Below are 24,947 nucleotides of genomic sequence, written 5' to 3'. Positions count from 1 at the left end.
GCGTCGTGGCGACGAAGCGCCGTAGAATTGACCGATGACTTCGACCGCCACCGCGTCCCGCGCACGCCTCGCCTTCGTGCTCGGGGCCCTGGCCATGTTCGGCCCCTTCTCGATCGACACGGTGTTCCCGGCCTTCGGGGCGATGGCGGAGGACCTGGACAGCACGCCGGTGGCCGTGCAGCAGACGATCAGCAGCTACCTGCTGGGCTACGGCCTCATGTCGTTGTTCCATGGCGCCATTTCGGATGCCGTGGGGCGGCGTCCGGTAATCCTCTGGGGCATCGCACTGTTCGGCCTGGCGTCGGTGGGCTGTGCGCTGAGCACCGACCTCACGACCCTGCTGTTGTTCCGCTTCATCCAGGGCCTCTGCGCGGGCGTCGGCATGATCGTCGGCCGCGCCGTGATCCGCGACGTCTTCGACGGCGAGGACGCGCAGCGGTTGATGAGCCAGGTCTCGATGATCTTCAGCATTGCGCCGGCCATCGCGCCGATCGTCGGCGGCTGGATCCTCGGTTTCGGCGACTGGCACGCGATCTTCTGGTTCCTCGCCGCCCTGAGCCTGGTGCTGGGGGCGCTGGTGTGGCGCCTGTTGCCGGAGACGCACCCGCCGGAGCGCCGCCTGCCGCTGGACGCGGGCGTGTTGATGGGGAACTACGTCGCCATGCTCCGTCACCGCCGCTTCGTCTGGCTGGTGGCGGTGACGACGATGAATTTCGCGGCGTTGTTCCTCTACATCGCCTCGGCGCCCGTGGTGGTGATGACCCACCTCGGCATGGGCGAGGCGGACTTCGGCTGGTTCTTCGTCCCGGTGATCAGCGGCATGCTGGCGGGCGCTTGGGCGACCGGGCGCGCCGCGGGTCGATTCACGGCACGTTCCATGGTGCGCGCCGGTTTCGCCTGTTGTCTGGTCGCGGCGCTGGCGAACCTCGCCTATGCGGCCTTCGCGCCCGGCTACGTCTATCCGTGGGCGATCCTTCCGCTGATGCTGCTGAGCTTCGGCGTCGCGCTGGTGTTCCCGCAGCTGATGCTGCAGCTGCTCGACCTCTACCCGACGCAGCGCGGGAGTGCCTCCTCGATGCAGGCCTTCCTCTCGCTGATGTTCCAGGCCGGCGTGGCGGGCCTGCTTTCGCCGATGCTCTCGGCCAGTCCGCTGTTGCTCGCGCTCGCGGCGGCGGTGCTGTCGGTGGTGGCCTTCGGCCTGTGGTGGTGGGGGGACGCGCACCTGATGCGGCGCGCAGTCGCCCTCGCCTGATCAGCCCTGCGGCCAACCGCCGGCCAATGCACGGAACCTCAAAAGCCACGAGCTACCCGACGCGGGATTGACGTCCGTCAATCGTCACGGCGAGCCATGGGAGGAACATCGCTCCGAACCCCAATGCAGGAGCTGCCCATGTCCCATACCCCGCACGAGCTCGCGGTCGAATTCCCCGCCCACGTCGTCCGCATGCACGACCTCAAGGGTACGAATGCCCATTTCGCCCGTCTTTGCGACGAGTACCACGAGGTGAATCGCGCCATCCATCGCGCCGAGTCCCGGGCGGAGGTCGTCACCGAGGAGCACGAGTCGATGCTGCGTCGCCAGCGACTCGCGCTGAAGGACCAGATCGCGACGATGCTCGAGGCCTGAGCGGCGCGTTCGCCTTCGCCGTCGGAGCGAGGGCGGTTCAGCCCCGCGCTTTGCGCGCCGCGAGCAGGCTCGCGGCCGCCGAGCCGGCCAGCACCAGCAGGGCGCCGGCCCAGCCCATCGCGCCGAGCTGTTCGGCCTCGATGAGTGTCGGCCAGAAAGCGTGCACACCCGCCACGGCGCCAACGCAGAGGATCGGCGTCGTGGCGAGGATTGCCGACACCCGCGAGGCCTCCCAGTGCGCCAGCGCTTCGGCGAAGGCGCCGTAGGCGACCAGCGTGTTGAGCGCGCAGTACCCGAGCAGCAAAGCGTGCAAGGCGTCGAGCTCCAGCAGCACCGAAGGTGCGGCGAACGGCCACAGCAGCAGCGCGGCCAGCGCGTAGATGGCGCCGAGGATGGCCGGCGAAGAGAGCTGGACCAGCAGCTGCTTCTGCAGCAGGGCGTACACCGCCCAGACCACCGCCGCGAGCACGACGAGGCTCGCGCCCAAGGCATAGTCGCCGCCATGGCTGGCGTTCTGCTCGCCGAAGAACAGGCCGAGGCCAACGACGATCACCGCGAGCCCGAGCCACTGCGCGGCGGCGAAGCGCTCCTTGAAGACGACGATGCCGCCGAGCGCCATCAGCAGTGGCGCCAACTGGATGATCAGCTGCGCGTTCGCCGGCGTCGTGTACTGAACGCCCAGCAGGTAGAAGACGTAGTTCCCAAGAAGCATCAGCCCGGCGAGCAGCAGCATCGCCCAGTGCTTGCCCGAGAGCGTGCGGAACGCCGGGAATCCTCGGCGCGCCGCCAGCCACGCGCCCATGACGCCGGCCGCCACGAGGAAGCGGAACCACGTCAGGGTGATCGCATCGACCTGTTCGAGCGTGAGCTTGAGGGCGACGGGTAACGTCGCCCAGCAGCCGGCGGTGACGAGGGCCAGCAGCAGCCCGAGGCGCCAGCGCCCGGAGGATTCATGAAGGGCCATGGTGGCGTCCGCATCGAGGACCCCGATGATGGCCCGCCGGAGCGGCGCGCGACCAGCGTCGCGCGCCGCTGTCTCGTCAGTAGATGACGAACTCTGCCCGGCAGCCCTGGTCCACCCAGACTTCGCCGCGATCGACGCCCCAAGTGCGCCCGTACTGGCAGTCACCTCGGCTGAGCTGGCGCGTCAGCTCGATGTGCTCGCGGCGGCTGACCGTCTGGCGGCACCAGGTCATCCGCCCGCCCTGCGATTCGCAGGTGAAGTGGCGCTCCGCCCCGCCGCTCCAGCCGCCGCCACCCCAGCCATCGCCGCAGCCGCGCGGGCCGCAGTCCGGTCGCCGATCATCGTCGCGGTCATGGTCGTTGTGGTTGGCGATCACGGCGCCCGCGATGGCCCCCATGATCAGCGCACCGGCGAGGGCCCCATTGTTGTTGCCGGAGGATGAGGAAGGACGGCTTCCGCCAACGCGGAACTCGGCCCGACAGCCGTTCGTCACCCAGATACGGTTGCGGTCGTAGCCCCAGGTGTCGCCTTGCCAGCAGCCGGCGCGGCTCAGCTGGCGGGCCAGCGTGACACCGCCGTAGGTGTCCACGCTGCAGGCTTTCCAGCGCCCGTCGGTGGATTCGCAGCGGATCGTCGTGCTGGCCTCGGCCGACGTCGATCCGAACAGCGCCGCAGCGGCGAGAAGGAGGGCGGGGAACATGCGATTCATCGGGCACCTCCCGCGGCGGCGGCCGCGCGGCCTTGGGTGATTTCCTCGGCGCTCAGGCAGCCGCTGTTGTCCGCGTCGAACGAGGTGAAGCGCGCCGTATAGGCGTCCTGCCAGGCGTCGATGCCGATCGGCCGCGCCGCGCTCGGTTCGCCCGGCAACGGCGGGGCTTCGTTGGCATCGAGCACGTTGTCGCCGTTGCTATCGAGCAGGTGGAAGCGACGGCTGGTGTAGTTCCGCCCCTCCTCGAGGTCGAGGCAACCATTGGTGTTGCGGTCGAGCTGCTGCACCAAGGTTGCGGGCTCGATGCTGCCGATCGCCGGCGGCGCATCGGCCGCGACGACGACTTGGGCCAGCGCGATCGCGGCCCCTCCGATCCAGAATTTCATTGGAGACTCCCCGGACGCCGCCTCGTCGGGGGGACGAGGTCCCTCGGCGTCCGGCGCCAACCCTACGCCGCTCTCGTGTCCGCTGCCATCACGGTGGGCAGCAGGCCGTGGAGGTGCGGGAGCGACGCCAGGTGCGCGGCGGCATCCTCGGCATCGCCCTCGAACCAGGCCTTCGCCGAACCCAGGCGGAAGGTGTAGCCCCAGGCGTCCATGTCGGCGAAGGCGCGCTCCCGGCCGAAGCCTGGCAGGGCGTCGGCCAGCAACAACTGCAGGTAGCACACGGCGTCTTCGTCGCGCTGGGTGTCACCGGCATCGGTGTGCACGGCGGCGCGGCGCTCGGGCGGCATCACCATCAGGTGCCCGGCCTCATGCAGCAGGGAATGCACCGGTGTGTCGTCGCGCGCATGCACGCGGGAACCGATGATCCCGGCCTCGGCGTCACCCCAGTAGCTGCCGGGGATGGGCTCGCCCGGCTCGACCTCGACCAGTTCAAGGCCGAAGCGGGCGAGCAGGGCGGCGGGGCCCACCCAGCCGATGTCGGCGAGGGTGAGCACGCTCGTCGCCTGTCGCATCGTAGCTTCCGACATCGCGCCACCCCGCGGCTGGGCCGCGGGGACCTCCTCAGCCGTTCTTTTCCGGCAGCGAGACGGAGATGTCGAGCACGTCGTGCTCGCCGTCCTTCACCAGATCGACCTTCACCGCGTCGACGTCGACGTTGACGTACTTGCGGATCACCTCGAGCAGCTCGCGCTGCAGCAGGGGCAGGTAGTCGGGGCCGCCGCGGGTGCTGCGCTCCTGCGCGACGATGATGCGCAGGCGCTCCTTCGCGAGGTTGGCGGTTGCGGGCTTCTTGCCCGTCAGGAAATCGAACAGGCCCATGTCAGCCCCCGAAGATCTTGGCGAAGAAGCCTTTCTTCTCGGCCGTGGTGAAACGCATCGGGCGCTCCTCGCCGAGCAGGCGGGCGATGGCGTCGGTATAGGCGATGCCGGCGTTGCTTTGCTCGTCGAGGATGACCGGGTTGCCGGAGTTCGAGGCCTGCAGCACGTCCGGCGATTCCGGGATGACGCCGATCACCTTGAGGCCGAGGATCTCCTCGACGTCGCCGATCGAAAGCATCTCGCCCTTCTCGACGCGTTCCGGGTTGTAGCGGGTCAGCAGCAGGTGCTCCTGGATGCGCTCGCCGGCCTCGGCCTTCTTCGTCTTGCTCTGCAGCAGGCCGAGGATGCGGTCGGAGTCGCGCACCGAGGACACTTCCGGGTTCACGACGACGAGCGCGCGGTCGGCGAAATACATGGCCAGAAACGCGCCTTTCTCGATGCCGGCCGGGGAATCACAGACGATGAAGTCGAAACCGTCGTCGGCGAGGTCCTTCAGCACCTTCTCGACGCCTTCCTTCGTCAGCGCATCCTTGTCTCGGGTCTGCGAGGCGGCGAGCACGTAGAGGTTGTCGAAGCGCTTGTCCTTGATCAGCGCCTGCTTCAGCGAGGCCTCGCCGTGCACGACGTTGACGAAGTCGTACACCACGCGACGCTCGCAGCCCATGATCAGGTCGAGGTTGCGCAGGCCGACGTCGAAGTCGATGACCGCGGTCTTCTTGCCGGCTCGGGCGAGGCCCATCGCGATGCTGGCCGAGGTGGTCGTCTTGCCGACGCCGCCCTTGCCCGAGGTGACTACGAGGATTTCCGCCAAGGTCGTTTCTCCGTCTTTGTGTGGCCGTCAGGCCAGCGGCTGGATTTGCAGGATGTCGTTGTTGTCGAGCCAGATCTGCACGGCCTTGCCGTGCAGGGCCTTGGGCACGTCGTCGAGCACTTTGTACTGCCCGGCGATGGCCACGAGCTCGGCGTGGAACTCGCGGCAGAAGATGCGGGCGCCGGTGAAGCCCGAGGCGCCGGCCAGCGCGCGGCCGCGTAGCGCGCCGTAGACGTGGATGGAGCCGTCGGCCACCACTTCCGCGCCGGCACCGATCGGCGCGAGCACGGTGAGGTCGCGGTGTGCGGCGAAGACCTGCTGGCCGGAGCGGACGGGCAGGGCGTGGACGAGGCCGGGCTCGGCCTCCGCCACCGGTGCCGGTGCCGGTGGCGCTGCGACTTCGCGAGCCGGCGGCGAGGCGGCGGGGCGTTCGGCCGCGCGGGGTTCCGGGGCAGGCGTTTCTCCCGCGCGCTCGTACTGGGAGCGGAACTTGGCCAGCACCGGCAGGCCGAGGCGCTCGGCGAGTGCGTCGTTCTCGGGCGTGCCGTAGGCCAGTGCGACCGCATGCACCCCGGCGCCCTCGAGCGCGGCGACCAGCGCCTTGGCGGTGGCGTCGTCGGGCAACTGCATCAGGCCGCCGAAATCGAGGATCACCGCGGCGCGGGCGAAGAGCTTCGGAGCGCGTTCGACACGCTCGCGCATTTCCGCCGCGAGCTGCGCGACATCGAGGGTGCGGATGCGCAGGTTGGCGATGCCGACCTGGCCGAACTTCAGTTCGCCAGCCTGTTCGTAGTTGGGGAGGTCGGCGGGGTGCGGTGTCGCCATGCGTCAGGTTCCGGTGTTGCGGGCGATGGCGGGGTGCGCCGGGCCGCGGCGTGGGGCCAGCCAGGGTTCGTCGGGAAGCGTGCCGCCGTAGGTTTCGGCGATCCACGCGTGGCTGCCGAGGTCCTTCATCAGCATGCAGGCGCGGAGGCCCGTGCCTTCCATCGTCTGCTGGCCGACCTCGCGGAAGCCGAAGGCGCCGTGGAAGAGCAGGGCCGGGTCATAGCTCACGCCGAGGAACACCTCGCAACAGAGGTGGGCCCAGCGCGGCTCGGCGAAGCTCATCGCGTCGGCGTAGAAGGCACGGCCGCGGCCACCACCGCGGCGGGCGGCGGCGATGACGATGCGGTCGATGTAGAGGAAATTGCGGTGCCGTTCCCGGAACCAGCGGAAGTTCGGGCTGTCATGCGGGGCCAGGTCGCTGAACCCGACGAGGAAGCCGGTGATGGCGTCGTCCTGCTCGATCACGCGGAAGTAGTCGGCGTGTTCCCAGAAGAAGCGGGCCTTTTCCGCGTCCATCGGCAGGATCGAAGGCCCCGCCGAGTTGTTGAGCGCCACCACGAGGTCCAGCTCGTGTTCGCGCACATCGCGGATCTGGAACGGCATTCCTTTCCTCCGGGGCAGGCCGGGTCTCGGTGAAGCCGCCAGTATCGCATGCCCCCCGGCCGCCTTCGCCCCGCGGGGTGACTTTCGGGGGTGCGGAAGGGGGGGGCTGGGCGTTTAGGATGCCTCGATGCTTCCGCGCCTGACCCACGCCACGCTCCTTCGCTATGCCGGCCTGTTCACTTGGGCGATGGTGGGCAGTGGCCTGGTCATGAACGCTTTGTTCGTGATGGACGCCAGCTCCAGCCCCCTGCCGGCCATGGCCTTCGTCGGACCGGTCGGCGCCTACGTGGCCTTCGGCGTCGCGTTCTGGCTCTCCACCCAGTCGCTGGGCCACCAGCGCGGGCGCGTCTGGCCCATCGTGCTGATGCTCGCCATGGCGGCTTCGGCCATCGCGGTCAGTGCGCTCACGAACAGCGCGTTGGGCGCCATCCTGATGATGGTCATGGCCGCCGTGGTGCCCTGGTTGTTGCCGGGCTGGCCGGGGGTGCTCTGGCTGGTGGTGCAGCACCTGCCGCTGACGGCGGTGTTCGTCCGCACCTTCGAGTTCACCCCGCTCGAGGCCGTCCTGCAGTCGATGCTTTACATGGGCATGTCGGGTTTCGTCTACGTGGCTGGCCTGATCGCCAAGCAGCAGGCCGAGGCCCGCGAGGAGCAGCGACGGCTCAACGCCGAACTGCGGGCCACCCGTTCGCTGCTGGCCGATAGCGCACGCGTCGGCGAGCGCCTGCGCATTTCCCGCGAACTTCACGACCTTCTCGGGCACCACCTCACCGCGTTGAGCCTCAACCTCGAGGTCGCTGGCCACCTGACCGACGGCAAGGCCCAGGAGCATGTGCGGCAGGCGCACACGCTGGCGCGCCTGCTGCTCACCGACGTGCGCGAGGCCGTCAGCGCCATGCGTGGCGAGGAGCGCATCGACCTCGAGGCCGCATTGCGCACCTTGGTGGAAGGCGTGCCGGCCCTCGAAGTCACGCTGGACATCGAATCCCCGCTGCCGGTCGACGACGCCGAGTGCGCGCAGGTCGTCGTGCGCTGCGCGCAGGAAATCATCACCAACGCCATACGGCACGCGCAGGCCCAGCGCCTTTGGCTCAAGCTGGCGCGGCAAGGGCGCGAACTGCACCTCGCCGCCCGAGACGACGGCGTCGGCAGCGACGCCTTCACCCCCGGCAACGGGCTTTCAGGCATGCGCGAGCGCCTGAAGACCGTCGGCGGCCGCGTCGAGGTCTCGACCGCGCCGGGCCAAGGCTTCAGCATCGACATCCACCTTCCCCTCGAGGCTTCCGCATGATCCGAGTGATGCTCGTCGACGACCAGACCCTGGTGCGCCAGGGCGTCCGTTCCCTGCTGGAATTGGCCGATACCATCGACGTGGTCGCGGAAGCGGCCGATGGCAAGCAGGCCGTCGAGCAGGTCCCCGTCGTGAAGCCGGACGTCGTGCTGATGGACATGCGCATGCCGGTGATGTCCGGCCTCGAAGCGCTGCGCGCGCTGGCGGCGCAGAACGCCCTGCCACCCACCATCATCCTGACCACGTTCGACGACGACCAGCTGGTCCTGGCGGGCATCAAGGCCGGGGCCAAGGGCTACCTCCTGAAAGACGTATCCCTTGACCAACTGGTGTCGGCCATCCAGACGGTGGCCGAGGGGGGGTCATTGGTGCAGCCGGCGGTGACGGCGCGCCTGCTCTCCGGGCTGGAGGGGCTGCAGAACGACTTCCACAGCCTCGAGCAGCCCGACCCGCTCACCGAGCGCGAGACCGAGATCCTCCGCCTGATGGCCGGTGGCTTCTCCAACAAGGAGATCGCCAATTCCTTGGGCGTGGCCGAGGGCACGATCAAGAACCACGTGTCCAACATCCTCTCCAAGCTCGGCGTCCGAGACCGCACCCGCGCGGTGCTCAAGGCCTTCGAGTTGAAGCTCGTGTGACGGGGGCGGCCGGGCCCTGGGGCGCCCCCGCGCTTACTCCGGCCCCGACGGTGCTGCTATCCTCTGGCGCTCCCCGGGGCGGCGGTGTGCCGACCGGGGCCGATCCCGGAGATTTGATGCATGGCTCGATTCCTTGAATTCGTCGTCGCGTTCGTTCTGGTGGCCATCCTCGGCGTCGCCGTGGGCTTGGTCCTGCCGAAGGCGCGCAGCGTGTCGCACTCGGTGGAAACCAACCGCCCCGTCAATGTCGCCTTCGACATGCTGAACGGCTTCCAGCGCTTCAACGACTGGAACACGCTGCATCTGCGCGACCCGAACGTGAAGTTCACCCTGAGCGGCCCTGCTTCGGGCGTCGGCGCCAAGCTCGAATACACGTCGAACGACCGGACGGTCGGTTCGGGCAGCTGGGAAATCACCGAGAGCGTGCCGGGCGAGAAGATCGTCTTCAACGTGACCGACAACGCCATGGGTGAGAACAAGACCATGCGCTTCACGTTCGAGCGCTCGGGTCGCAGCCAGCGCAACGTGAAGATCACCCAGCGGTACCGCGTCGAGTACGGCTTCAACCTCGTTGGGCGCTACGCCGGCATGTACATGTCGAGCAGCGCCGGCAAGCGCGTCCAGAACGGCTTGAAGGTCCTCTCGAATGCGCTGGCCAGCGTGCCGCGCGTCGACTACACCATCTACAAGCACCCGCTGCAGCTCGTCGACGTTCCGGCCATGAACGCGCTGCGCGTCGACGTCGAAGCCCCGCTCCGCGACGACGGCGTCGCCGTCTCCATGACCAACCAGCTGGCGTGGATGGACCGCGTCATCGAGGCCAGCGGCTTCGCCAAGGACGGTCCGCTGCGCATCGTCACCGTCGACCGCACGTCGGAGGCCTACTCCTTCATCATGCTGCTGCCGGTCCGTGCGAAGGACGCTCCGGAAGGCTCCTCGCGCGCCGCCACGGTCGCCGAGCTGCCGGTCCTCGAAGCCACCATCGCCGGCGACGGCAACAAGGTCGTGCTGTCGCAGGAAGCCCCGCTGAAGGCGGCGAACACCAAGTGGGTCGGCCCGGCGCCGGGCCTGCAGCGGGTTCGTGACACCCTGCGCGCCTGGGCGATCGTCCGCGGCTACCCGCTCGACAATGCCAGCCAAGGCTTCGACGACTACACCGTCGATATCCCGGAGATCCTCAGCCCGGAAGCCGAGTTCCAGGCCTTCCTGCCATTGAAGGCCCCCGAGGCCCAGTAAGCGTAGCGAGGCGGGCCGAGGCCCGCCTCGTCGTTTGCGGGGGCGTGGAACTTGTCGTCGCCCCCGCGCTCCAAGGCGCGCCGAACTGCGGTGCCGAGCCGGAACCCGACATGATCGAAGTGGAAGGACTGACCAAGCGCTTCGCGGCGCTGACGGCCGTCGAGGACCTGCGGTTCTCCGTGCAGCCGGGTGAGGTCGTGGCCCTGCTGGGGCCGAATGGCGCCGGCAAGTCGACGACGATGAAGATGATCGCTGGCTTCCTCGCGCCCGACGCGGGCCGCGTGCGCGTGGCGGGACATGACGTCGTCGCCGACGGCCTTGCCGCACGCCGCGCCTTGGGCTACCTGCCGGAAGGCGCGCCGGGCTACGGCGAAATGGAAGTGGCCGATTTCCTCGGCTTCATCGCCGACGTGCGTGGCCTAGCCGGAGCACACCGCCAGCAGCGCCTCGCCTTCGCCACCGATCGCCTGCAACTGGGCGCCGTGCGCCGGCAGCCGCTCGACACGCTGTCGAAGGGCTTCCGTCGCCGCGTGGGATTCGCCGCGGCCATCCTCCACGACCCGCCGGTGCTGTTGCTCGACGAGCCCACCGACGGCCTCGATCCGAACCAGAAGCACGAGGTCCGCGGCCTCATCAACGAACTGGCGCGCGAGCGCACGATCATGCTTTCCACGCACCTGCTGGAAGAGGTGGAGGCCATCGCCACGCGCGCCGTGGTGATCGCGGCCGGCCGTTTGCGTGCGGACCACACGCCCGCGGAACTGTTGGCGCTCTCGCGTTGGCACGGTGCGCTGTCCTTCGCTGCGCCGGACAGCGTGGCCGCGGTGGCGGCGCTGGATGGCCTGGTGCCGGCCGCGGCGACGACCGTGGACGCCCGCGAGGGGCGGGTGGTGCTGTTCGTCCGTGGCGGCGGCGTGTCTTCCGACGTTGTGACGCGGCGACTCGACGAACGTCGCGTGGCGTGGTCCGACCTCCGCGTCGAGCGGGGTCGCCTCGACGAGGTGTTCCGCAGCCTGACGGCCGATGCCGGAGCCGCCGTATGAACGGCACGCTCGTCATCGCGCGGCGCGAGTTCGCCGCCTATTTCGCCTCGCCGCTTGCGGCGGTGTTCATCGTGCTGTTCCTGGCCCTGTCGTCGGCGCTGGCCTTCTACCTGGGCGGCTTCTTTGAGCGCGGGCAGGCCGACCTGCAGCCGTTCTTCGCCTTCCACCCGTGGCTGTACCTGTTCCTCGTGCCCGCGGTGGGCATGCGGCTTTGGGCTGAGGAGCGCAAGAGCGGCACGCTCGAACTGCTGCTCACCTTGCCGATCACGCCGTGGCAGGCGGTGCTGGGCAAGTTCCTCGCCGGCTGGGCCCTGCTGGGCATCGCCCTGGTGCTCACCGCGCCGATGTGGTGGACGGTCAGCTGGCTGGGCGATCCGGACCACGGTGTCATTGTCGCGAGCTACCTCGGCAGCTGGCTGCTCTCGGGCGCGATGCTCGCCGTCGGTAGCGCCCTCTCGGCACTGACGCGCAACCAGGTCGTGGCCTTCGTGGTCACGGTGGTGGTGTGCTTCGCGCTGATGCTCGCCGGACACCCGCTGGTGCAGGACGCCGTGCAGGGCTGGGCGCCGCGCGACGTGATCGACGCGGTGGCCGCGCTGAGCTTCCTCACCCACGTGCAGTCCATCCAGCGCGGCGTGCTCGACTTGCGCGATGTGCTGTTCTTCCTGCTGTCGATCGCCGCCTGGCTGTGCGCGACGGTGCTGATCCTCGACGCCAAGAAGGCGGGCTGACGCATGGCCATCGCATCCCTCCGCCGCTCCGCCTGGGCGCTTCCGCTGCTGGCCCTGGCCTTCCTCGCCCTGGTCGGGCTGTCGTCCGTGCTGCTGCGCGGTGCCCGCATCGACCTCACGGCGAACCAGGAGCACACGCTCTCGCCGGCCACCATCGCCCTGCTCGAAGGCATCGAGGAGCCGGTGACGCTCCGCCTGTACTTCTCGGAGCGCTCCGCCGACGACTTTCCGCAGGTGCGCGCGTATGCGCAGCGCGTGCGCGAACTGCTGCAGGAGATGGCCGCGCGCTCGAAGGGCCGCCTCGTCGTCGAGGTCATCGACCCGGAGCCGTACTCCGAGCAGGAAGACCTCGCCGTCGCGCAGGGGCTCACCGCGGTGCCGCTGCCGACCGGAGGCAACTTCTTCTTCGGCATCGTCGGCAGCAACAGTACCGATGGCGAACTGCCGATCCCGTTCCTGCAGGCCGAGCGCGAGGCCTTCCTCGAGTACAACCTCGCGAAGCTGGTGTCGGCGCTGACGGTCGAAGAGCGCCCCGTGGTGGCGCTGTTCAGTGGCCTGCCGATGGCCCCCGAGTTCGATCCGGCCACGGGCTCGCCGTCGCCGGGTTGGGTGGTCGACCAGCAGCTGCGCGAACTCTTCGAACTGCGCCGGCTCCAGCCGGATTTCACCGCGATCGATGCGGACGTCGACCTGCTGATGCTGGTGCATCCGGCCGGGTTGTCCGATGACAGCCTCTACGCCATCGACCAGTTCGCCCTGCGCGGCGGCCGAGTGCTGGCGTTCGTCGATCCGGACGCGGAGAACGCCGCCCCCGACGATCCGCTCGGTGGCAATGTCGGTGGCGCGCGTGCCTCCGACCTCGGGCCGCTGCTCGCCGCATGGGGCGTGGATTTCGATCCGACGCAGGTGGTGGCCGACCCCGGCTCCGCGCTGTCGGTGCAGACGAGCGAAGGCGGGGCCAACGAGCCGCTGATCACGCTGCTTGGCCTGGACGCCGAGGCGCTGTCGAGCACCGACATCGTCACCGCGCAGATGGAGCTGATCAATCTCTCCACCGCGGGCGTGCTGCGGCCGCGCGACGCGGCGACGACCCGCTTCGAGCCGCTGCTCTCGAGTTCCGACCAGAGCGGTGAGCTGCCGACCTCGATGCTCGGCACGGTGAGTGCGACGCCGTCGAACCTGCTGCGCGAGTTCCGCGCCAATGGTGGGGCTCGCACGATTGCCGCGCGCGTCAGCGGCCCGGCCGCGACGGCCTTCCCGCAGCGCGGCGGCGATGGGCACCTCGCGGCCAGCGCCAGCGACCTGCAGCTCATCCTGGTCGCCGACACCGACCTGTTGGCTGACCCGTTCTGGGTGAACGTGGCGCCTGGGCCGGGTGGCTTCAGCGAGCCCTTCGCCAACAACGGGGATCTCGTCTACAACGCGGTCGAGAACCTGAGCGGGCAGGCGGGTCTGATCGGTCTCCGTACCCGCGCCGTCGCCAGCCGTCCCTTCCATCGCGTGCAGGCCCTGCGCCGCAGCGCCGAGCAGCAGTTCCTGCAGACCGAGCGTGCGCTGCAGCAGCGGCTCTCGGAGCTCGAACAGCAGCTCGGCGAACTGCAACGCGGCGAGGACGGCGCACCGGCGCTGGGCGCCGAACAGCAGGCCGAGCTTGAGCGCTTCCAGCAGGAGAAGATCGACGTCCGCCTGCAGCTCCGCGAAGTGCAGCGCCAGCTCAATGCCGACATCGACGCGCTGTCGATGACCCTGCGCGTGGTGAACATCGTGCTGGTGCCGGCCTTCGTGGCCTTCCTGTTCCTGATCGGCGGCCTGTGGCGGTTGCAGCGCCGGCGTCGCCCCGCCGCGTGATGCGCGGCCCGGCGCTGTCCGCGCTGGCGCTGCTGGTGCTGTCGGCGTGTTCGCGCGAAGCGCCTCCTCCGGCGCCCCTCGTGCCCGGATTGGCGGAGGCGCTGCCGGCCCTCGCCGAAGTGCGGCTGCAGCAGGGCGACGCCTCGCTGGTGTTCGAACGCGAAGGCGAGGAATGGCGCATCCGCGACGCCGCATGGCGTGCCGATCGCCGCTGGCTGCAACCGCTGCTGCTGGGTCTGGCCAATGCGCGCTGCGACGAGGCGAGGACGGCCGATCCGGCGCGATTCGAGCGCATCGGCGTGGCTTGGCCCGCGGCCGCGGGCGTATCGCCGGATGGCGCCTTCGCGCGGCCGACCGGCGGATTGAGCTTCATCGTCGACGGTCGCGAGATGGCGGTCGTCGTCGGGTACCCGCAGGCCCGCGGTGGCACCTACGTGCGCGTCGAAGGTGCACCGCACAGTTGCCTGAGTGCGGCCACGCTGCGCCTGCCCGCGCGCGTCTCGGAATGGTTCGACCCGCAGCTCTGGCGGATTCCGATCGAACGCGTGACCGCGGTGGTGGTGGAGGATCCGGGCGCGGACGCGCTGCGGCTCGTGCCCGGCGAGGGCGGCTTCCGCCCTGAAGGCGCGATCATCGCCCTGACCCCGGACGCGGATGCGCTGGCCTCGGCGCTTGCTGCCCCGCGGCAGCTTGATCTGCGCGCGGCAGGCAGCGCCGAGCCAACGCGCCTGCTGCGCCTTGAAGGCGAGGGCAGCCTGACGTACGCCTTGGCCGTCTGGCGCGAAGGCGAGGCGACCTGGGCGCGTGTGATCGCGGCGCCGGACGAAGCGTCCGCGTGGTACCAGGGCCGCGAGTTCCGCCTGCCGGAGGACGTTGCCGCCCCGCTCTGGGCGGACCGTGGCACGCTCGGCGCTCCCTGACGGAGGCGCGCCATGGCCCGTGGTTTCGATCTCGAAGAGGCAACCGCCCATCTCGCCAAGCGTGATCGCGCGCTGGGGAAGTGGATGAAGCGCATCGGCCCGCTAGAGATGGAGGGCTGGCGCAAGCCGTTCGACACCGTCGACGCGCTGTCGCGTTCGATCCTTTACCAACAGCTTTCCGGCAAGGCCGCGGCGACGATCGTTTCGCGCGTGGAAGCGGCCGCGGGCTCGCGCAAACTGGTGCCGGTGGCCTTGGCCCGGCTGGATGACGCGGCGCTGCGCGCCTGCGGGGTGTCGGGAAACAAGGTGCTGGCCCTGCGCGACCTCTGCCGTCGCGCCGAGGCCGGCGAGGTGCCGGCCGCTCGCGCTCTGCCCAAGGTGGACGACGCGACCCTGATCGAGCGGCTCACCGCGGTGCGCGGCATTGGCCGCTGGACTGTCGAGATGCTGCTGATCTTCCGCCTTGGCCGTCCCGACGTGCTGCCGGTGGATGACCTCGGCGTGCGCAAGGGCGCCCAGGTGCTTGATGGCCTCGAGGTTGCGCCGACGCCGAAGGCCTTGTTGGCGCGTGGCGCGGACTGGGGGCCTTACCGGACCTTGGCCAGCCTCTACCTGTGGCGCATCGCCGACGGCGAAGGCGTGGTCGAGCCGGCGAAGAAGGTCAAGCGCTCGCAGGGTTGAGCCAGCACCAGTGCCAGGGCTCGTAAGTGATGCCGTGCGGGTTGCCGCGCGGATAGCTCAAGCCGAAACCGAAGCGTCCGGCATGCTGCTGAAGCCAGGCGAAGGCGGGCGTGTGTTCGAAGCTCTCTTCGGCGGGCGGCTCGCCGGTCGTGCCGATGTCGAGCGCACGGCCGCTGTGGTGCTCGGAATGCCCGGGCGCGGCGTTGACCCGCAGCACCTCGTCGAGCGTCAGCCCGCGGGTGAATTTCCTTTCGAAGATGCCGCGCTGGTAGGCGTGGCTGCGGAAGCCGGAAATCGCCTCGAGGACGATGCCGTCCAGCCGCGCCGCGTCGCGCATCGCGATCCACGCCCGCGAAGCGGGAGGGAGCAGCCACAGGGCGCGCTGCCAGCGATCGCGTCCGGCGAAGGCGAGCAGCCGCGGTTCTTCGTGGAAGGGAAGGCCGCTGCTCTCGGCGTAGTCCACTGCGAGCCCCATCGCCGCGTTGTCCTCGTGCACCGCATCGCCGGGCAGCGTGCCCCGCGCGCCGATCGATGCCGCCGGATCGCGCGCATCGAGCACCGCCGTCGCGGCGATGGCGGCTTCGAGGCCCGGTTCGCGCCAAAGGGCAGGCACCAGTGGGACGAGTCCCTCCGGGCCGAGTGCCGCGAGGAAACGACCGTCGCGCTTGCGCCTAAGCACGATGCCGGAGGCGGCGAGGCAGCGCGCAGCCGCGTTCGCCTTGGCCCGGCACAGCGAGGCCGGCCAGAGCTCGATCTCGGGGGTATTGACGAGGAAGCGGGGCAGGGCGCGCATGGGCGCAGTCTATTCGCCGTCCGCGGTGCCGTCGTCCATCGGGGGCTTCGGCAGCCGTCCTGATTTCCTCAGCGCCTCGCGCAGCACGTACTCGATCTGGGCGTTCACCGAGCGCAGCTCATCGTCGGCCCAGCGCTGGACGGCGTCCAGCACCGGGGCGGAGATGCGCAGCGGGTAGGCCTTCTTCTCGCTCACTTCGAAACGAACCGCGACAGCCCGAACACCAGGCGCACGACCACAAGGCCGACGAGGACGACCAGCCCCAGCGTCGCGAGCAGGATTTGCTCCTCGGGCAGGAAGGCGACCGCCGCGGCGAAGGGCAGGTGCAGCAGACCCAGCAGGAGCAGCGACTGGCCGACGAATCGGCCGAGGCCGGCCGGGTCGCGGACCTTTTTCGGGTCAACGCCGGCCAGCAGGTGCGAGGCGCGTCCGCTGCGGAAGTAGAGGCCGATCGCGACCAGTGGCGCGGCGGCGACGAGCACGACCAGGGCGGCAAGCATCTGTTCGTTCATGGCAGGTCTCAGTGGTGCAGGGTGCCGGTGTTCACGACGGGCTGCGTGCCGCGCTCGCCGCAGAGCACGACGAGCAGGTTCGAGACCATGGCCGCCTTGCGCTCCTCGTCGAGCTGGATCTTGCCGGCGTGGTCGAGCTGCTCCAGCGCCATGTGCACCATGCTGACGGCGCCTTCGACGATGCGGCTGCGCGCGGCGATGATCGCCGCCGCCTGCTGGCGCTGCAGCATGGCCTGGGCGATTTCCGGGGCGTAGGCGAGGTGGCTGATGCGGGCTTCCAGCACGGTCACGCCGGCAGCGCCGAGGCGTTCCTGGATCTCTTCCTTGAGGTGCTGGTTGATTTCGGTGGCGTGGCTGCGCAGGGCGATCTGGTCGTTGGCCCCCGCGCCGTCATGGCCGTCGTAGGGGTAGCTGGTGGCCATCTGGCGCAGCGCGGCTTCCGACTGCACGTGCACGAAATTCTCGTAGTCGTCGACCTGGAACACGGCCTCGGCGGTGTCGTGCACCTGCCAGACCACCACCGAGGCGATCTCGATCGGCGAGCCCTCCAGGTCGTTCACCTTGAGCTTGCTGGACTCGAAGTTGCGCACGCGCAGTGAGATGGGCTTCTTCGAGTAGAACGGGTTGGCCCACTTCAGGCCGGCATCGCGCGCGGTGCCGACGTAGCGACCGAAGAGCTGCAGCACGACGCCGTTGTTCGGCTGGACCATGAAGAAGCCGCACCACAGCAGGATGAGCACCAGCGTGCCGAGCCCGTTGAGGGCGATCAGCCCTCCCGGCGCGTCCATCCCGGCCAGGGTCGGGAAGGCGACGAGGTTGGCGAGGCTCAGGGCCAGCAAGGCCAGAAGCATCGGGACGCCGGGGAGGGGGGTATGGACGCGCTCGTTCATGGTCGGGCTCCGGGAAAGGCCCGATCATCTGATATCAAATTGATATCGTCGTCAAGGGGCGTCCAGCGGGAAGTGGATCAGCGGGCTCGGGCGCTGCTCGCCGGCCACCCACAGCTGCCGCCCGTCCAGCGAATAGCCCATCGCCTCGGCTTGGGGCATCCACGCGAAGTCGAGCCGTTGTGGATTCGAAAGGGCGCCCGACCAGCCCGCCCCCGACCCGCGCCGGTACAGGTAGACCGCCTGGTAGTTGAGGACGGCGAGGGTGCGGCCGTCCGGGCTGAGGTCGGCGGCGGTCACCTGCGATCGGTAGCGCCCGTAGACGGGGTTCTGCGTGAGTTCGGCGGCGCTGGGTTGGGCGATGCCCCTCAGGCGGCCGACGCGTCGGGCGGTCTGCAGGCCCTCCCGCACGGGACGGAGGGCGACACGGAACAGCTCAGGGGGCACGCGCTTCTTCGAGACCAGCAGCACCTCGCCCGCGGCGGCATCGACCGCCACCGCTTCGCAATCGCGAGCGCCGTCCGGCCAGCGGAAACGCAGCGTCCATGACGGCGTGACGCGCATGCCATACGTCACCACGGCCGGCTCCTCGATGACCACCAGCTCGAGGGTGCGGCGCAGCCCGCCGTTGTCGCCGGTGTCGGCCACCAGCAGGTAGCGCTTGCCATCGAGATCGAAGGCGGCGAGGTCTTCCCAATCGACGTTGCGCACGCCTTCGAGGGTGATGCTGGCCAACCGTATGCCCGCCGCCGACATCAGGTGCAGCTCGGGCGCGTGGCCGCTGTCGTTGTTGACCCAGAAGCTGCCCGGGCGGGCGCGCGAAGCGGCAAACCCACTGGTTTCGGACAGGCGCGCATCCGCCATGACGCCACTGATCACCGGGGCGGAGGCGGTCGGTGCCGCGGTCGCGGCCCACAGTGGAGCGACGCTGCCGAGCATCGGCAGCAAGAGGGTCAGGATTCGTCGGGACATCGGGTGGTTTTCCAATCACGCCAGCATGCCCAGTGGTGCCCGGGGCGACAAGCCGTGCCGGTAGACTTCGCGCCTCGCCTCACAGGAATCCACGATGTCCCGCGCCCCCGCCATGCCTGCGTCCGTCACCCTCGGCACGCCGCTGTCGCCCACCGCCACCCGCGTGCTGTTCCTCGGCAGCGGCGAGCTCGGCAAGGAAGTGGCCATCGAGCTGCAGCGGCTGGGCGTTGAAGTGATCGCCGCCGACCGTTACGCCGACGCGCCGGCGATGCAGGTCGCGCACCGTTCGCACGTGTTGAACATGCTCGACCCGGCCGCGCTGAAGGCGCTGATCGAGGCCGAGAAGCCGCATCTGGTGGTCCCGGAGATCGAGGCCATCCACACGCCCACGCTGCTCGAGCTGGAAGCCGCGGGGCAGCGCGTCATTCCCACCGCCCGCGCCGCGCGCCTGACGATGGACCGCGAAGGGATTCGCCGGCTGGCCGCGGAGACGCTCGGCCTGCCGACCTCGCCTTACCGCTTCGTCGACACCGAGGCCGAATACCGCGACGCCGTCACCGCGCTCGGGATGCCCTGCGTGGTGAAGCCGCTGATGTCGAGCTCGGGCAAGGGCCAGAGCGTCGTGCGCAGCGAAGCCGACATCGGCAAGGCCTGGGCCTACGCCCAGACCGGCGGCCGCGCCGGCCAGGGCCGCTGCATCGTCGAAGGTTTCATCGACTTCGACTACGAGATCACCCTGCTCACCGTGCGCCATCGCGACGGAACCACGTTCTGCCCGCCCGTGGGCCACCTGCAGGTCGACGGTGACTACCGCGAGAGCTGGATGCCGCAGCCGATGAGTGCGGCGGCACTGGCCGAAGCCGAACGTATCGCGAAGGCCGTCACCGACGACCTCGGCGGCTGGGGCCTGTTCGGCGTCGAGCTTTTTGTGAAGGGCGACGCGGTGTGGTTCTCGGAAGTGAGCCCGCGCCCGCACGACACCGGTCTCGTCACGCTGATGGGACAGGAACTCTCGGAGTTCGCCCTGCATGCCCGCGCCATCCTCGGCCTGCCCATCCCGAACCTGCGCGCGCTGGGCCCCACAGCCTCCTGCGCGATCGTCGCGGAAGGCCACGGCGTGCCGGTGTTCGAGAACGTCGAAGCGGCTTTGGCCGAGCCGGACACGGGATTGCGCCTGTTCGGCAAGCCGCGCGTCGAGGGCAGCCGCCGCGTGGCGGTGACGCTGGCGCGCGACGTCGACGTCGACGCGGCCCGCGCCAAGGCGCGTCGCGCCGCGGCGGCAATGACGGTGCGGCTCGCCTGACTCAGCGCGCCGCCGGCAGGGCGGTGCGCGGGAAGCCCAGCGCAAAGGTCGGCGGGTCGCCTTCGGGGAAACGCAGGCTGAGCTCCACGTCCAGCGCCTTGCCGCAGCCGATCACGTTCCACATCTCCACGCGGTCGGCGATGGCGGCGGCTGAGCTGGCATCACCGCGCAGCACGGCCGGCGGTGCGGCGCGGACGTCGATGCGCTCGGGCGTTTCGCAGGCCATCAGCTTCGTGGCCACCGGCAGCAACTCGTCGATCACTGCGCGACGGGTGTCTTCGTCCAGCGTCGCGCCGCGCACCGGCAGCACGGGCTCGCCACGCAAGGTGAAGCGAAGTTTTTCGCAGGTGTAGGCGAGCGTTTCCGCATCGGCACCGGCGTGCTGGCGCTCGGCCTGCTCGCGGATCGCAGCATCGATGCTCTCGCGGGACTGCGATTGCGCGGCGGCGACGCGTTCCACCAGCGCGGCGGCTTCGGCGAGCGTCCCGGCGCGCCGCTGTCGCCATTGCGCGAGCTCGGCGTCGAACGGCGCCTCCCGGAACTGGGGCAAGGTGCGGCAGCGGTCGATCAGCGCGGGGAAGGCGAGGGCTTCCGCATGACGCTCCACCAGCCGCTGCTGGGCGCGCTCGCCGGCCTGGGCCATCGTAGGCAGGGCAAGCAGGACGGACGCGATGGCTGCGGCCACGAGGCGAGCCCTCATCGGGCGGGCCCTGCGTTCGCCGCCGTCGCGATGTCGGCCATTTCGAGGTCCAGCCACACCATCCGATGGTCGCTGGCACCGACCCAGTCAGCACCGAGCTGTCCCTTCAGCGGCCAGAACACGCCGCTGCCGGTGATCTGCAAGCCCACCGAGGGCAGCACGAAGTCGAGGTGCAGGTTGCCGCTGGCACCGCCGAACTGGCTGGTGTCCTGCGCCGGGTTGCCGCGATGGCGAAGATTGGCACCGCCGCGTTCGCGGGCGCTCTGAGCGGCGCCTTCGCTGGTTGGAAAAGCGTGCCGGAGCACGCGCGGGTGCTCGATCAGTTCGATGATGGCTTCCTGGTGGCCGTCGCCATCGGTGGGGTCGTTGTTGAGGTCGCCGGCGATGACGAAACGCGCTTCGGCCGGCAAGCCGCCGCAGCGGCCCTGGTCGTCGCACAGCCAACCGGCGTCGCGATCATCGAGGTAGTGGCGCCAGAGCGTGAGTTCGTCGGCGTTGCGCAGGCCGTTGCGGTCCTCGGGGCCGTCGAACACCGGCGGCGTCGGATGCGAGACGAGGAAATGCACGACGCCGCTCGGTGTCTGCACGGGCACGTCCCAATGCGATTTCGACGAGAGCCGGAGCTTCGGCCACACCGTGTCGTCGTGCCACCAGCGGCCGGTGCTTGGATGCTTCGGGCGGCGCGCGCCCGGCATCGCTGACCACAAGAGCGTCTGGAAAGTGCGTGCCGAGGCGACATCGATGGGATGGCGCGACAGCACGAGCATCCCGTATTGGCCCGGGTGCAGGCCGTAGCCGAAGGCATCCTCGCCGTGCAGGCGCCCCGGGCCGCCGATGCGCCCGTCGCCGTTGAGGTCCATGCCACTGGGCTCGCCGGTGTTCACCGGCGCGAAGTAGCGGTACGGGTAGCGGATCGGCGATTCGCCGTGCTGGCCGACCTCGAGGTACTCGCGCTGGAACACGTCGGCCAAGGCGCCCTTCGCGTCGTAGTCGAACTCGTTGAGCAGCAGCAGGTCCGGGCGCTGGCGCTGGATCACCGCCGCGATGTGCCGTGCCTTGGCATCGTGGCCTCCGGCCAGACGCGCGCGAACGCCGTCCGCCACTTCGGCGTAGAGCGAAACGTTGTACGTGGCGACGCGCAGCGGAGCCGATTGATCAACCATGGCGGGGGGTGTCGCGCAACCGGCCATCAGTGTCGCCAAACCCAGCGCCGCCAACGCGGCACGGAAGAAAACCCTCATTCACGATCCTCATCGAAAGCAATCCAGTGGCCGTTCCAAAGCCGTTCGAGCGGCTGGAAGCGGCGTTTGTAGTCCATCTTCGGGTGGCCTTTCAGCCAGAACCCGAGGTAGAGGTGCGGGCGCGCCGTCGCGGCGGCCCATGCGATCTGCCCGAGGATCGCCTGCGTGCCGAGGCTGCGGTGCTCCTGCGCGGGATCGAAGAAGGTGTACACCGCGGAAAGCGCGTTCGCCGTGACATCGGTGACCGCAACCGCGACCAGCCGGCCATCCAGCCGCCATTCGAAGAAGCGCGTCGGGCTCCAGTCACCAATAAGGAACTGGTCGAACTCCTCGTGGGTCGGCTCCGCCATCGGGCTGTCGGGGTGGCGGGCGCCGAGGTAACGCGCGTACAGGTCGAACAGCTCGTCACTGCGCCGGGCCGGGCCGACGGTCATGACAAGGTCGGCGTTGCGCTTGGCGATGCGCCGTTGCGTGCGGTCGGGCTGGAAGCGGGCCACCGGCAGGCGGATCGGCAGGCAGGCGCCGCAGCTGCCGCAATGGGGGCGATAGACGTGGCGGCCGGAGCGGCGGAAGCCGAGCGCCAGCGCGGGCTCGTAGACCGCGGCGAGGGCGGGTTCCTGTGGGTCCAGCACGAGGTCGCGGGCCTGCCGGTCGGGCCAATAGCCGCAGGCGTGTGCCTGCGTCAGGTACACCCGGATGTCGGTCAGCGCGCCCATGGGCCGAGTGTAACTTCCGGCACGGGCTTGCCGTTGGGGGAAGGCGGAGGATCGCGGGGTCCCCAACCTGGCGATCCCAACGCGGAGTGAACCATGTCGATCGAACGTCGTGACGTCCTGAAACTCGGTGCCCTTGCCGCCGCGGTGACGCTGGCTGGTGCGGGCCGCGCCCAATCGTCGGGCGCCGCCCCGGGCGAGACCCGCAACGCCACGCGCAAGCTCTCGATCCTGATCCTCGGCGGCACGGGGCTCACGGGCCCGCACCAGGTGGCCTACGCGCTGTCGCGCGGCCATGAGGTGACGATCTTCAACCGCGGCCGTAAGCAGCGTGAATGGCCCGGCCATGTCGAGCAGTTGCTCGGCGATCGCGACGTCAACGACTACAAGAGCCTCGCCGCTGAAGTCGCCAAGGGTCGCCGCTGGGACCTCTGCATCGACAACCCGAGCAGCGTGCCGCACTGGATCCGCGACGCCGCCGCCGTTCTGAAGGGCCATGTGGGCGGCTACATGATGGTGTCGAGCCTCTCGGCTTACGCCGACGACGCCACGCCGGGCCAGGACGAGACGGCGGCCTTGGCGACCTTTGACGGCGATCCGATGGCCGAGACGATGACCAGCCTGCGCGCCGACATGGGCAAGTTCGCTGGCCTCAAGGCCGCGACGGAAGCGGAGACGCTCAAGCACTTCGGCGACGCCGCCACGATCATTCGCCCGGGCCTGATCGTCGGGCCCGGTGACGAGACCGACCGGTTCACCTACTGGCCGATGCGGTTCGCCAAGGGCGGCGAGGTGCTGTGCCCGGGCGACGGACGCGATCCCATCCGCTACATCGATTCGCGCGATCTCGGCGAGTGGATGGTCCGTGTCGCCGAAGCCGGGGCGACGGGCGCCTTCAACGCCTTCGGTCCGGACGAGGCCCTCGACATGGCCGGCCTGCTGTACGGCATCCGTGCCAGCACCACGGCCGGTGCGCGGCTCCATTGGGTACCGACCGAGTTCTTGATGGCGCAGGAGGTCAGCCCGTGGGGCGATATGCCGGTGTGGGTGCCGGGGCAGGGCGAGAGCGCGGGTTTCCACACGCGCAGCCATGCCAAGGCCGTCGCTGCCGGGCTCACGTTCCGCAGCTTGGCCGACACCGTCGAGGCCACGCAGGCGTGGTTCGCGGCCCAACCCGAGGAGCGGCGGAATGCGCCGCTGCGCGCCGGCATCAGCGCCGAGCGCGAGGCGGAAGTGCTGGCGGCGTGGAGAAACCGCGCGTCGTGAATTGCCGCGGCTGACGAATGGACAATCACAAGGAGGTTCGCATGAAAGGAAAGCGCAGAATCTGGCTCTGGGGGCTGGGCATTACCGTGCTCGTGCCGGCGGTACTGACAGGCGGGATGCTCGCCAGTCTGAACGTCGAGATTACCGAGGGCGGTGCGCATTCGCGCATCAACGTGCCCCTGCCGCTGGCCGATAGCCAGGGCATTGCCATCCATGCCTACGGCGGAACGGCAGAGACGGATGCCCGCTTCACCGGGTGGTTGGATGGCCCGATCGTGCGGCGTGGGCCGGAGGGGCGTTGGCGGGCGCACTGGTTCTGCGAGGGGCGGGTGGAGGAACGCGACGGTGCAGGGGAGAGCCTCGACGTTCCCTGCGCTGGCACGACGCACCGAATTGCGCTTCGCGCGCCGCCGATGCTGCCGGATGTCCTGCCGATGCCGGCCAAGGTGGCGGTGCTCAGCGACCTGGAAGGCAATGCGGCCTTCCTCGACGAGGCGCTGCCGCGCATGGGCATCGTGAACGCCGAGGGCCGCTGGGCGTTCGGTAACGGCCATCTCGTGGTTCTCGGTGACGTGGTGGATCGCGCGCGCGACGTGCATGCGGTGCTGTGGACGCTCTACCGCCTTGCGGGCGAGGCGGCGGACGCCGGCGGTGCCCTGAATCTGGTGTTGGGCAACCACGAGCAGTACGTTCTGGCGGCCAACATCTCGCGCGCCCATCCCGATCATCGCCACGCGCTGCAAGCGTTGGGTGGGTACGCCGAACCGTTCGCGCGCGGCACCGTGCTGGGCGATTGGCTGCGCTCCCGCCCGGTCGCCCTGCAGCTGGGCGAGGTGCTCTTCGTGCACGGGGGAATCAGCCCGGCGGTGCTGGATCGCGGACTCAGTGTGAATGCGCTGAACGCGGCCAGCCGCGCTTACTGGAGCGGCGCGAACACCACGCCGACACCGGCCCTGGACAGTGTCTTTCTGCCCGATGGCGTCACCCAGTACCGCGGTCTGCTCCAGGCGGTCGAAGGTCGCTACGCGCAGGCCGATGCCGCGCATGTCGAGCGGGTGCTCGCCCACTTCGGGGTGCGCCAGCTCGTCATCGCCCATACGCCGGTGCCGCGGGCGCAGGCCCGCTATGACGGGGCCGTGATGGCCGTCAATGTCAACGACAACAGCGCGACGCCGAGTGTCCTGCGCTACGAGGGGGAAACGCCGCGCGTCGAGGACATCGGCGTGCCGCGTCGGCTGGTGGACAACCCGTCCGTACACGCCCGTCCGCTGGACCTCACTTCGGACGCTGATCGCGCGCTGCTGAAGCGCACGATGGTGGCCATGCAGGATCTGGCGGCACTGCCGCAGCCGTACTGAGCGGCTGCAG

The 24,947-nt window shown here is 69.6% G+C and carries 29 protein-coding genes; 13 read left to right on the top strand and 16 right to left on the bottom strand.

Annotated features, from left to right (window positions below; all coding sequences use genetic code 11):
* Positions 1 to 34 precede the first annotated feature (34 nt).
* Both O9255_RS10410 and O9255_RS10405 read left to right on the top strand, forming a co-directional pair.
* Entirely contained in the window at positions 35 to 1,252 is a 1,218-nt protein-coding gene (locus O9255_RS10410) for a multidrug effflux MFS transporter (RefSeq protein WP_297866781.1), read from the top strand.
* A 138-nt stretch (positions 1,253 to 1,390) separates the two neighbouring features.
* Positions 1,391 to 1,627, top strand: a complete 237-nt coding sequence (locus tag O9255_RS10405) for a DUF465 domain-containing protein (RefSeq protein WP_297866780.1) — start codon at positions 1,391 to 1,393, stop codon at positions 1,625 to 1,627.
* 37 nt (positions 1,628 to 1,664) lie between these two features.
* Here O9255_RS10405 and O9255_RS10400 read toward each other — a convergent pair whose 3' ends face one another.
* The 8 genes from O9255_RS10400 to O9255_RS10365 form a co-directional block, all read right to left on the bottom strand.
* The gene (locus O9255_RS10400) at positions 1,665 to 2,591 is read right to left on the bottom strand and encodes a DMT family transporter (protein ID WP_297866779.1); all 927 of its coding nucleotides are present in this window, start codon (positions 2,589 to 2,591) and stop codon (positions 1,665 to 1,667) included.
* 76 nt (positions 2,592 to 2,667) lie between these two features.
* Entirely contained in the window at positions 2,668 to 3,300 is a 633-nt protein-coding gene (locus O9255_RS10395) for a DUF3011 domain-containing protein (RefSeq protein ID WP_297866778.1), read from the bottom strand.
* Positions 3,297 to 3,686, bottom strand: coding sequence for a hypothetical protein (locus tag O9255_RS10390; protein ID WP_297866777.1), 390 nt, complete (start codon positions 3,684 to 3,686; stop codon positions 3,297 to 3,299). Before O9255_RS10390 ends, O9255_RS10395 begins: the two co-directional genes overlap by 4 nt.
* 62 nt (positions 3,687 to 3,748) lie before the next feature.
* Positions 3,749 to 4,258, bottom strand: coding sequence for a hypothetical protein (locus tag O9255_RS10385; protein ID WP_297866776.1), 510 nt, complete (start codon positions 4,256 to 4,258; stop codon positions 3,749 to 3,751).
* Between the two features lie 49 nt (positions 4,259 to 4,307).
* Entirely contained in the window at positions 4,308 to 4,565 is a 258-nt protein-coding gene (gene minE, locus O9255_RS10380; RefSeq protein ID WP_297866775.1) for a cell division topological specificity factor MinE, read from the bottom strand.
* Between the two features lies 1 nt (position 4,566).
* On the bottom strand, positions 4,567 to 5,376 hold the full coding sequence (gene minD / locus O9255_RS10375; RefSeq protein ID WP_297866774.1) for a septum site-determining protein MinD: 810 nt from the start codon (positions 5,374 to 5,376) through the stop codon (positions 4,567 to 4,569).
* 27 nt (positions 5,377 to 5,403) lie between these two features.
* Positions 5,404 to 6,201: a septum site-determining protein MinC gene (gene minC, locus O9255_RS10370; RefSeq protein WP_297866773.1), complete on the bottom strand. Its 798-nt coding sequence runs from the start codon at positions 6,199 to 6,201 to the stop codon at positions 5,404 to 5,406.
* A 3-nt stretch (positions 6,202 to 6,204) separates the two neighbouring features.
* On the bottom strand, positions 6,205 to 6,804 hold the full coding sequence (locus tag O9255_RS10365; protein WP_297866772.1) for a GNAT family N-acetyltransferase: 600 nt from the start codon (positions 6,802 to 6,804) through the stop codon (positions 6,205 to 6,207).
* A 127-nt stretch (positions 6,805 to 6,931) separates the two neighbouring features.
* On the opposite strand from O9255_RS10365, the gene O9255_RS10360 reads away from it, so the two are divergent.
* The 8 genes from O9255_RS10360 to O9255_RS10325 all read left to right on the top strand — a co-directional run bounded on the left by O9255_RS10360 (position 6,932) and on the right by O9255_RS10325 (position 15,192).
* Positions 6,932 to 8,095 (top strand): sensor histidine kinase, encoded by a 1,164-nt coding sequence (locus O9255_RS10360; protein WP_297866771.1) that lies wholly within the window; start codon positions 6,932 to 6,934, stop codon positions 8,093 to 8,095.
* A complete protein-coding gene (locus O9255_RS10355) occupies positions 8,092 to 8,733 on the top strand; it encodes a response regulator transcription factor (RefSeq protein WP_297866770.1) in 642 nt (213 codons plus the stop codon). Before O9255_RS10360 ends, O9255_RS10355 begins: the two co-directional genes overlap by 4 nt.
* A 120-nt stretch (positions 8,734 to 8,853) precedes the next feature.
* Complete coding sequence (locus O9255_RS10350; RefSeq protein WP_297866769.1) at positions 8,854 to 9,969, top strand: hypothetical protein; 1,116 nt, start codon at positions 8,854 to 8,856, stop codon at positions 9,967 to 9,969.
* Positions 9,970 to 10,079: 110 nt separating this feature from the next.
* Positions 10,080 to 11,012, top strand: a complete 933-nt coding sequence (locus O9255_RS10345) for an ABC transporter ATP-binding protein (RefSeq protein ID WP_297866768.1) — start codon at positions 10,080 to 10,082, stop codon at positions 11,010 to 11,012.
* Positions 11,009 to 11,743: an ABC transporter permease subunit gene (locus O9255_RS10340; protein ID WP_297866767.1), complete on the top strand. Its 735-nt coding sequence runs from the start codon at positions 11,009 to 11,011 to the stop codon at positions 11,741 to 11,743. The genes O9255_RS10345 and O9255_RS10340 overlap by 4 nt, the downstream gene beginning before the upstream one ends.
* A 3-nt stretch (positions 11,744 to 11,746) precedes the next feature.
* Positions 11,747 to 13,591, top strand: a complete 1,845-nt coding sequence (locus tag O9255_RS10335; protein WP_297866766.1) for a Gldg family protein — start codon at positions 11,747 to 11,749, stop codon at positions 13,589 to 13,591.
* Positions 13,591 to 14,511 carry a hypothetical protein gene (locus tag O9255_RS10330; protein ID WP_297866765.1) on the top strand — a complete coding sequence of 307 codons (921 nt, stop codon included), beginning with the start codon at positions 13,591 to 13,593 and terminating at the stop codon, positions 14,509 to 14,511. Before O9255_RS10335 ends, O9255_RS10330 begins: the two co-directional genes overlap by 1 nt.
* A 12-nt stretch (positions 14,512 to 14,523) precedes the next feature.
* Positions 14,524 to 15,192, top strand: coding sequence for a DNA-3-methyladenine glycosylase 2 family protein (locus tag O9255_RS10325; RefSeq protein WP_297866764.1), 669 nt, complete (start codon positions 14,524 to 14,526; stop codon positions 15,190 to 15,192).
* Here the strand turns inward: O9255_RS10325 and O9255_RS10320 are convergent.
* Genes O9255_RS10320 through O9255_RS10300 form a run of 5 tightly spaced genes read right to left on the bottom strand, consistent with a single transcriptional unit; the run spans position 15,173 to position 18,356 of the window.
* A complete protein-coding gene (locus O9255_RS10320; RefSeq protein WP_297866763.1) occupies positions 15,173 to 15,985 on the bottom strand; it encodes a M15 family metallopeptidase in 813 nt (270 codons plus the stop codon). The two genes, O9255_RS10325 and O9255_RS10320, sit on opposite strands and share 20 nt — an antisense overlap.
* Positions 15,986 to 15,994: 9 nt before the next feature.
* Positions 15,995 to 16,180 (bottom strand): Arc family DNA-binding protein, encoded by a 186-nt coding sequence (locus O9255_RS10315; RefSeq protein WP_297866762.1) that lies wholly within the window; start codon positions 16,178 to 16,180, stop codon positions 15,995 to 15,997.
* The gene (locus O9255_RS10310) at positions 16,177 to 16,497 is read right to left on the bottom strand and encodes a DUF3784 domain-containing protein (RefSeq protein ID WP_297866761.1); all 321 of its coding nucleotides are present in this window, start codon (positions 16,495 to 16,497) and stop codon (positions 16,177 to 16,179) included. The genes O9255_RS10315 and O9255_RS10310 overlap by 4 nt, the downstream gene beginning before the upstream one ends.
* An 8-nt stretch (positions 16,498 to 16,505) precedes the next feature.
* Entirely contained in the window at positions 16,506 to 17,387 is an 882-nt protein-coding gene (locus O9255_RS10305) for an SPFH domain-containing protein (RefSeq protein ID WP_297866760.1), read from the bottom strand.
* A gap of 51 nt (positions 17,388 to 17,438) precedes the next feature.
* Complete coding sequence (locus O9255_RS10300; protein ID WP_297866759.1) at positions 17,439 to 18,356, bottom strand: hypothetical protein; 918 nt, start codon at positions 18,354 to 18,356, stop codon at positions 17,439 to 17,441.
* A gap of 94 nt (positions 18,357 to 18,450) precedes the next feature.
* Between O9255_RS10300 and purT the strand changes: the two genes are divergently transcribed.
* Positions 18,451 to 19,659 (top strand): formate-dependent phosphoribosylglycinamide formyltransferase, encoded by a 1,209-nt coding sequence (purT, locus tag O9255_RS10295; protein WP_297866758.1) that lies wholly within the window; start codon positions 18,451 to 18,453, stop codon positions 19,657 to 19,659.
* A 1-nt stretch (position 19,660) separates the two neighbouring features.
* Here the strand turns inward: purT and O9255_RS10290 are convergent, their stop codons facing one another.
* The 3 genes from O9255_RS10290 to O9255_RS10280 are packed head-to-tail and all read right to left on the bottom strand — an operon-like array spanning position 19,661 to position 22,316.
* The gene (locus O9255_RS10290) at positions 19,661 to 20,359 is read right to left on the bottom strand and encodes a hypothetical protein (protein WP_297866757.1); all 699 of its coding nucleotides are present in this window, start codon (positions 20,357 to 20,359) and stop codon (positions 19,661 to 19,663) included.
* The gene (locus tag O9255_RS10285) at positions 20,356 to 21,549 is read right to left on the bottom strand and encodes an endonuclease/exonuclease/phosphatase family protein (protein ID WP_297866820.1); all 1,194 of its coding nucleotides are present in this window, start codon (positions 21,547 to 21,549) and stop codon (positions 20,356 to 20,358) included. Before O9255_RS10285 ends, O9255_RS10290 begins: the two co-directional genes overlap by 4 nt.
* Positions 21,550 to 21,596: 47 nt before the next feature.
* Positions 21,597 to 22,316 (bottom strand): arginyltransferase, encoded by a 720-nt coding sequence (locus tag O9255_RS10280; protein ID WP_297866756.1) that lies wholly within the window; start codon positions 22,314 to 22,316, stop codon positions 21,597 to 21,599.
* Between the two features lie 93 nt (positions 22,317 to 22,409).
* Between O9255_RS10280 and O9255_RS10275 the strand changes: the two genes are divergently transcribed.
* Together O9255_RS10275 and O9255_RS10270 are read left to right on the top strand one after the other, a co-directional pair.
* Positions 22,410 to 23,579 (top strand): NAD-dependent epimerase/dehydratase family protein, encoded by a 1,170-nt coding sequence (locus O9255_RS10275; RefSeq protein ID WP_297866755.1) that lies wholly within the window; start codon positions 22,410 to 22,412, stop codon positions 23,577 to 23,579.
* Positions 23,580 to 23,620: 41 nt separating this feature from the next.
* On the top strand, positions 23,621 to 24,937 hold the full coding sequence (locus O9255_RS10270) for a metallophosphoesterase (protein ID WP_297866754.1): 1,317 nt from the start codon (positions 23,621 to 23,623) through the stop codon (positions 24,935 to 24,937).
* Positions 24,938 to 24,947 lie beyond the last annotated feature (10 nt).

It is taken from the genome of Silanimonas sp., assembly GCF_027530345.1.
Classification (GTDB): Bacteria; Pseudomonadota; Gammaproteobacteria; order Xanthomonadales; family Xanthomonadaceae; genus Silanimonas.
Note: the sequence above shows the minus strand (reverse complement) of the source record. Positions and strands in the feature narration are given on the sequence as shown.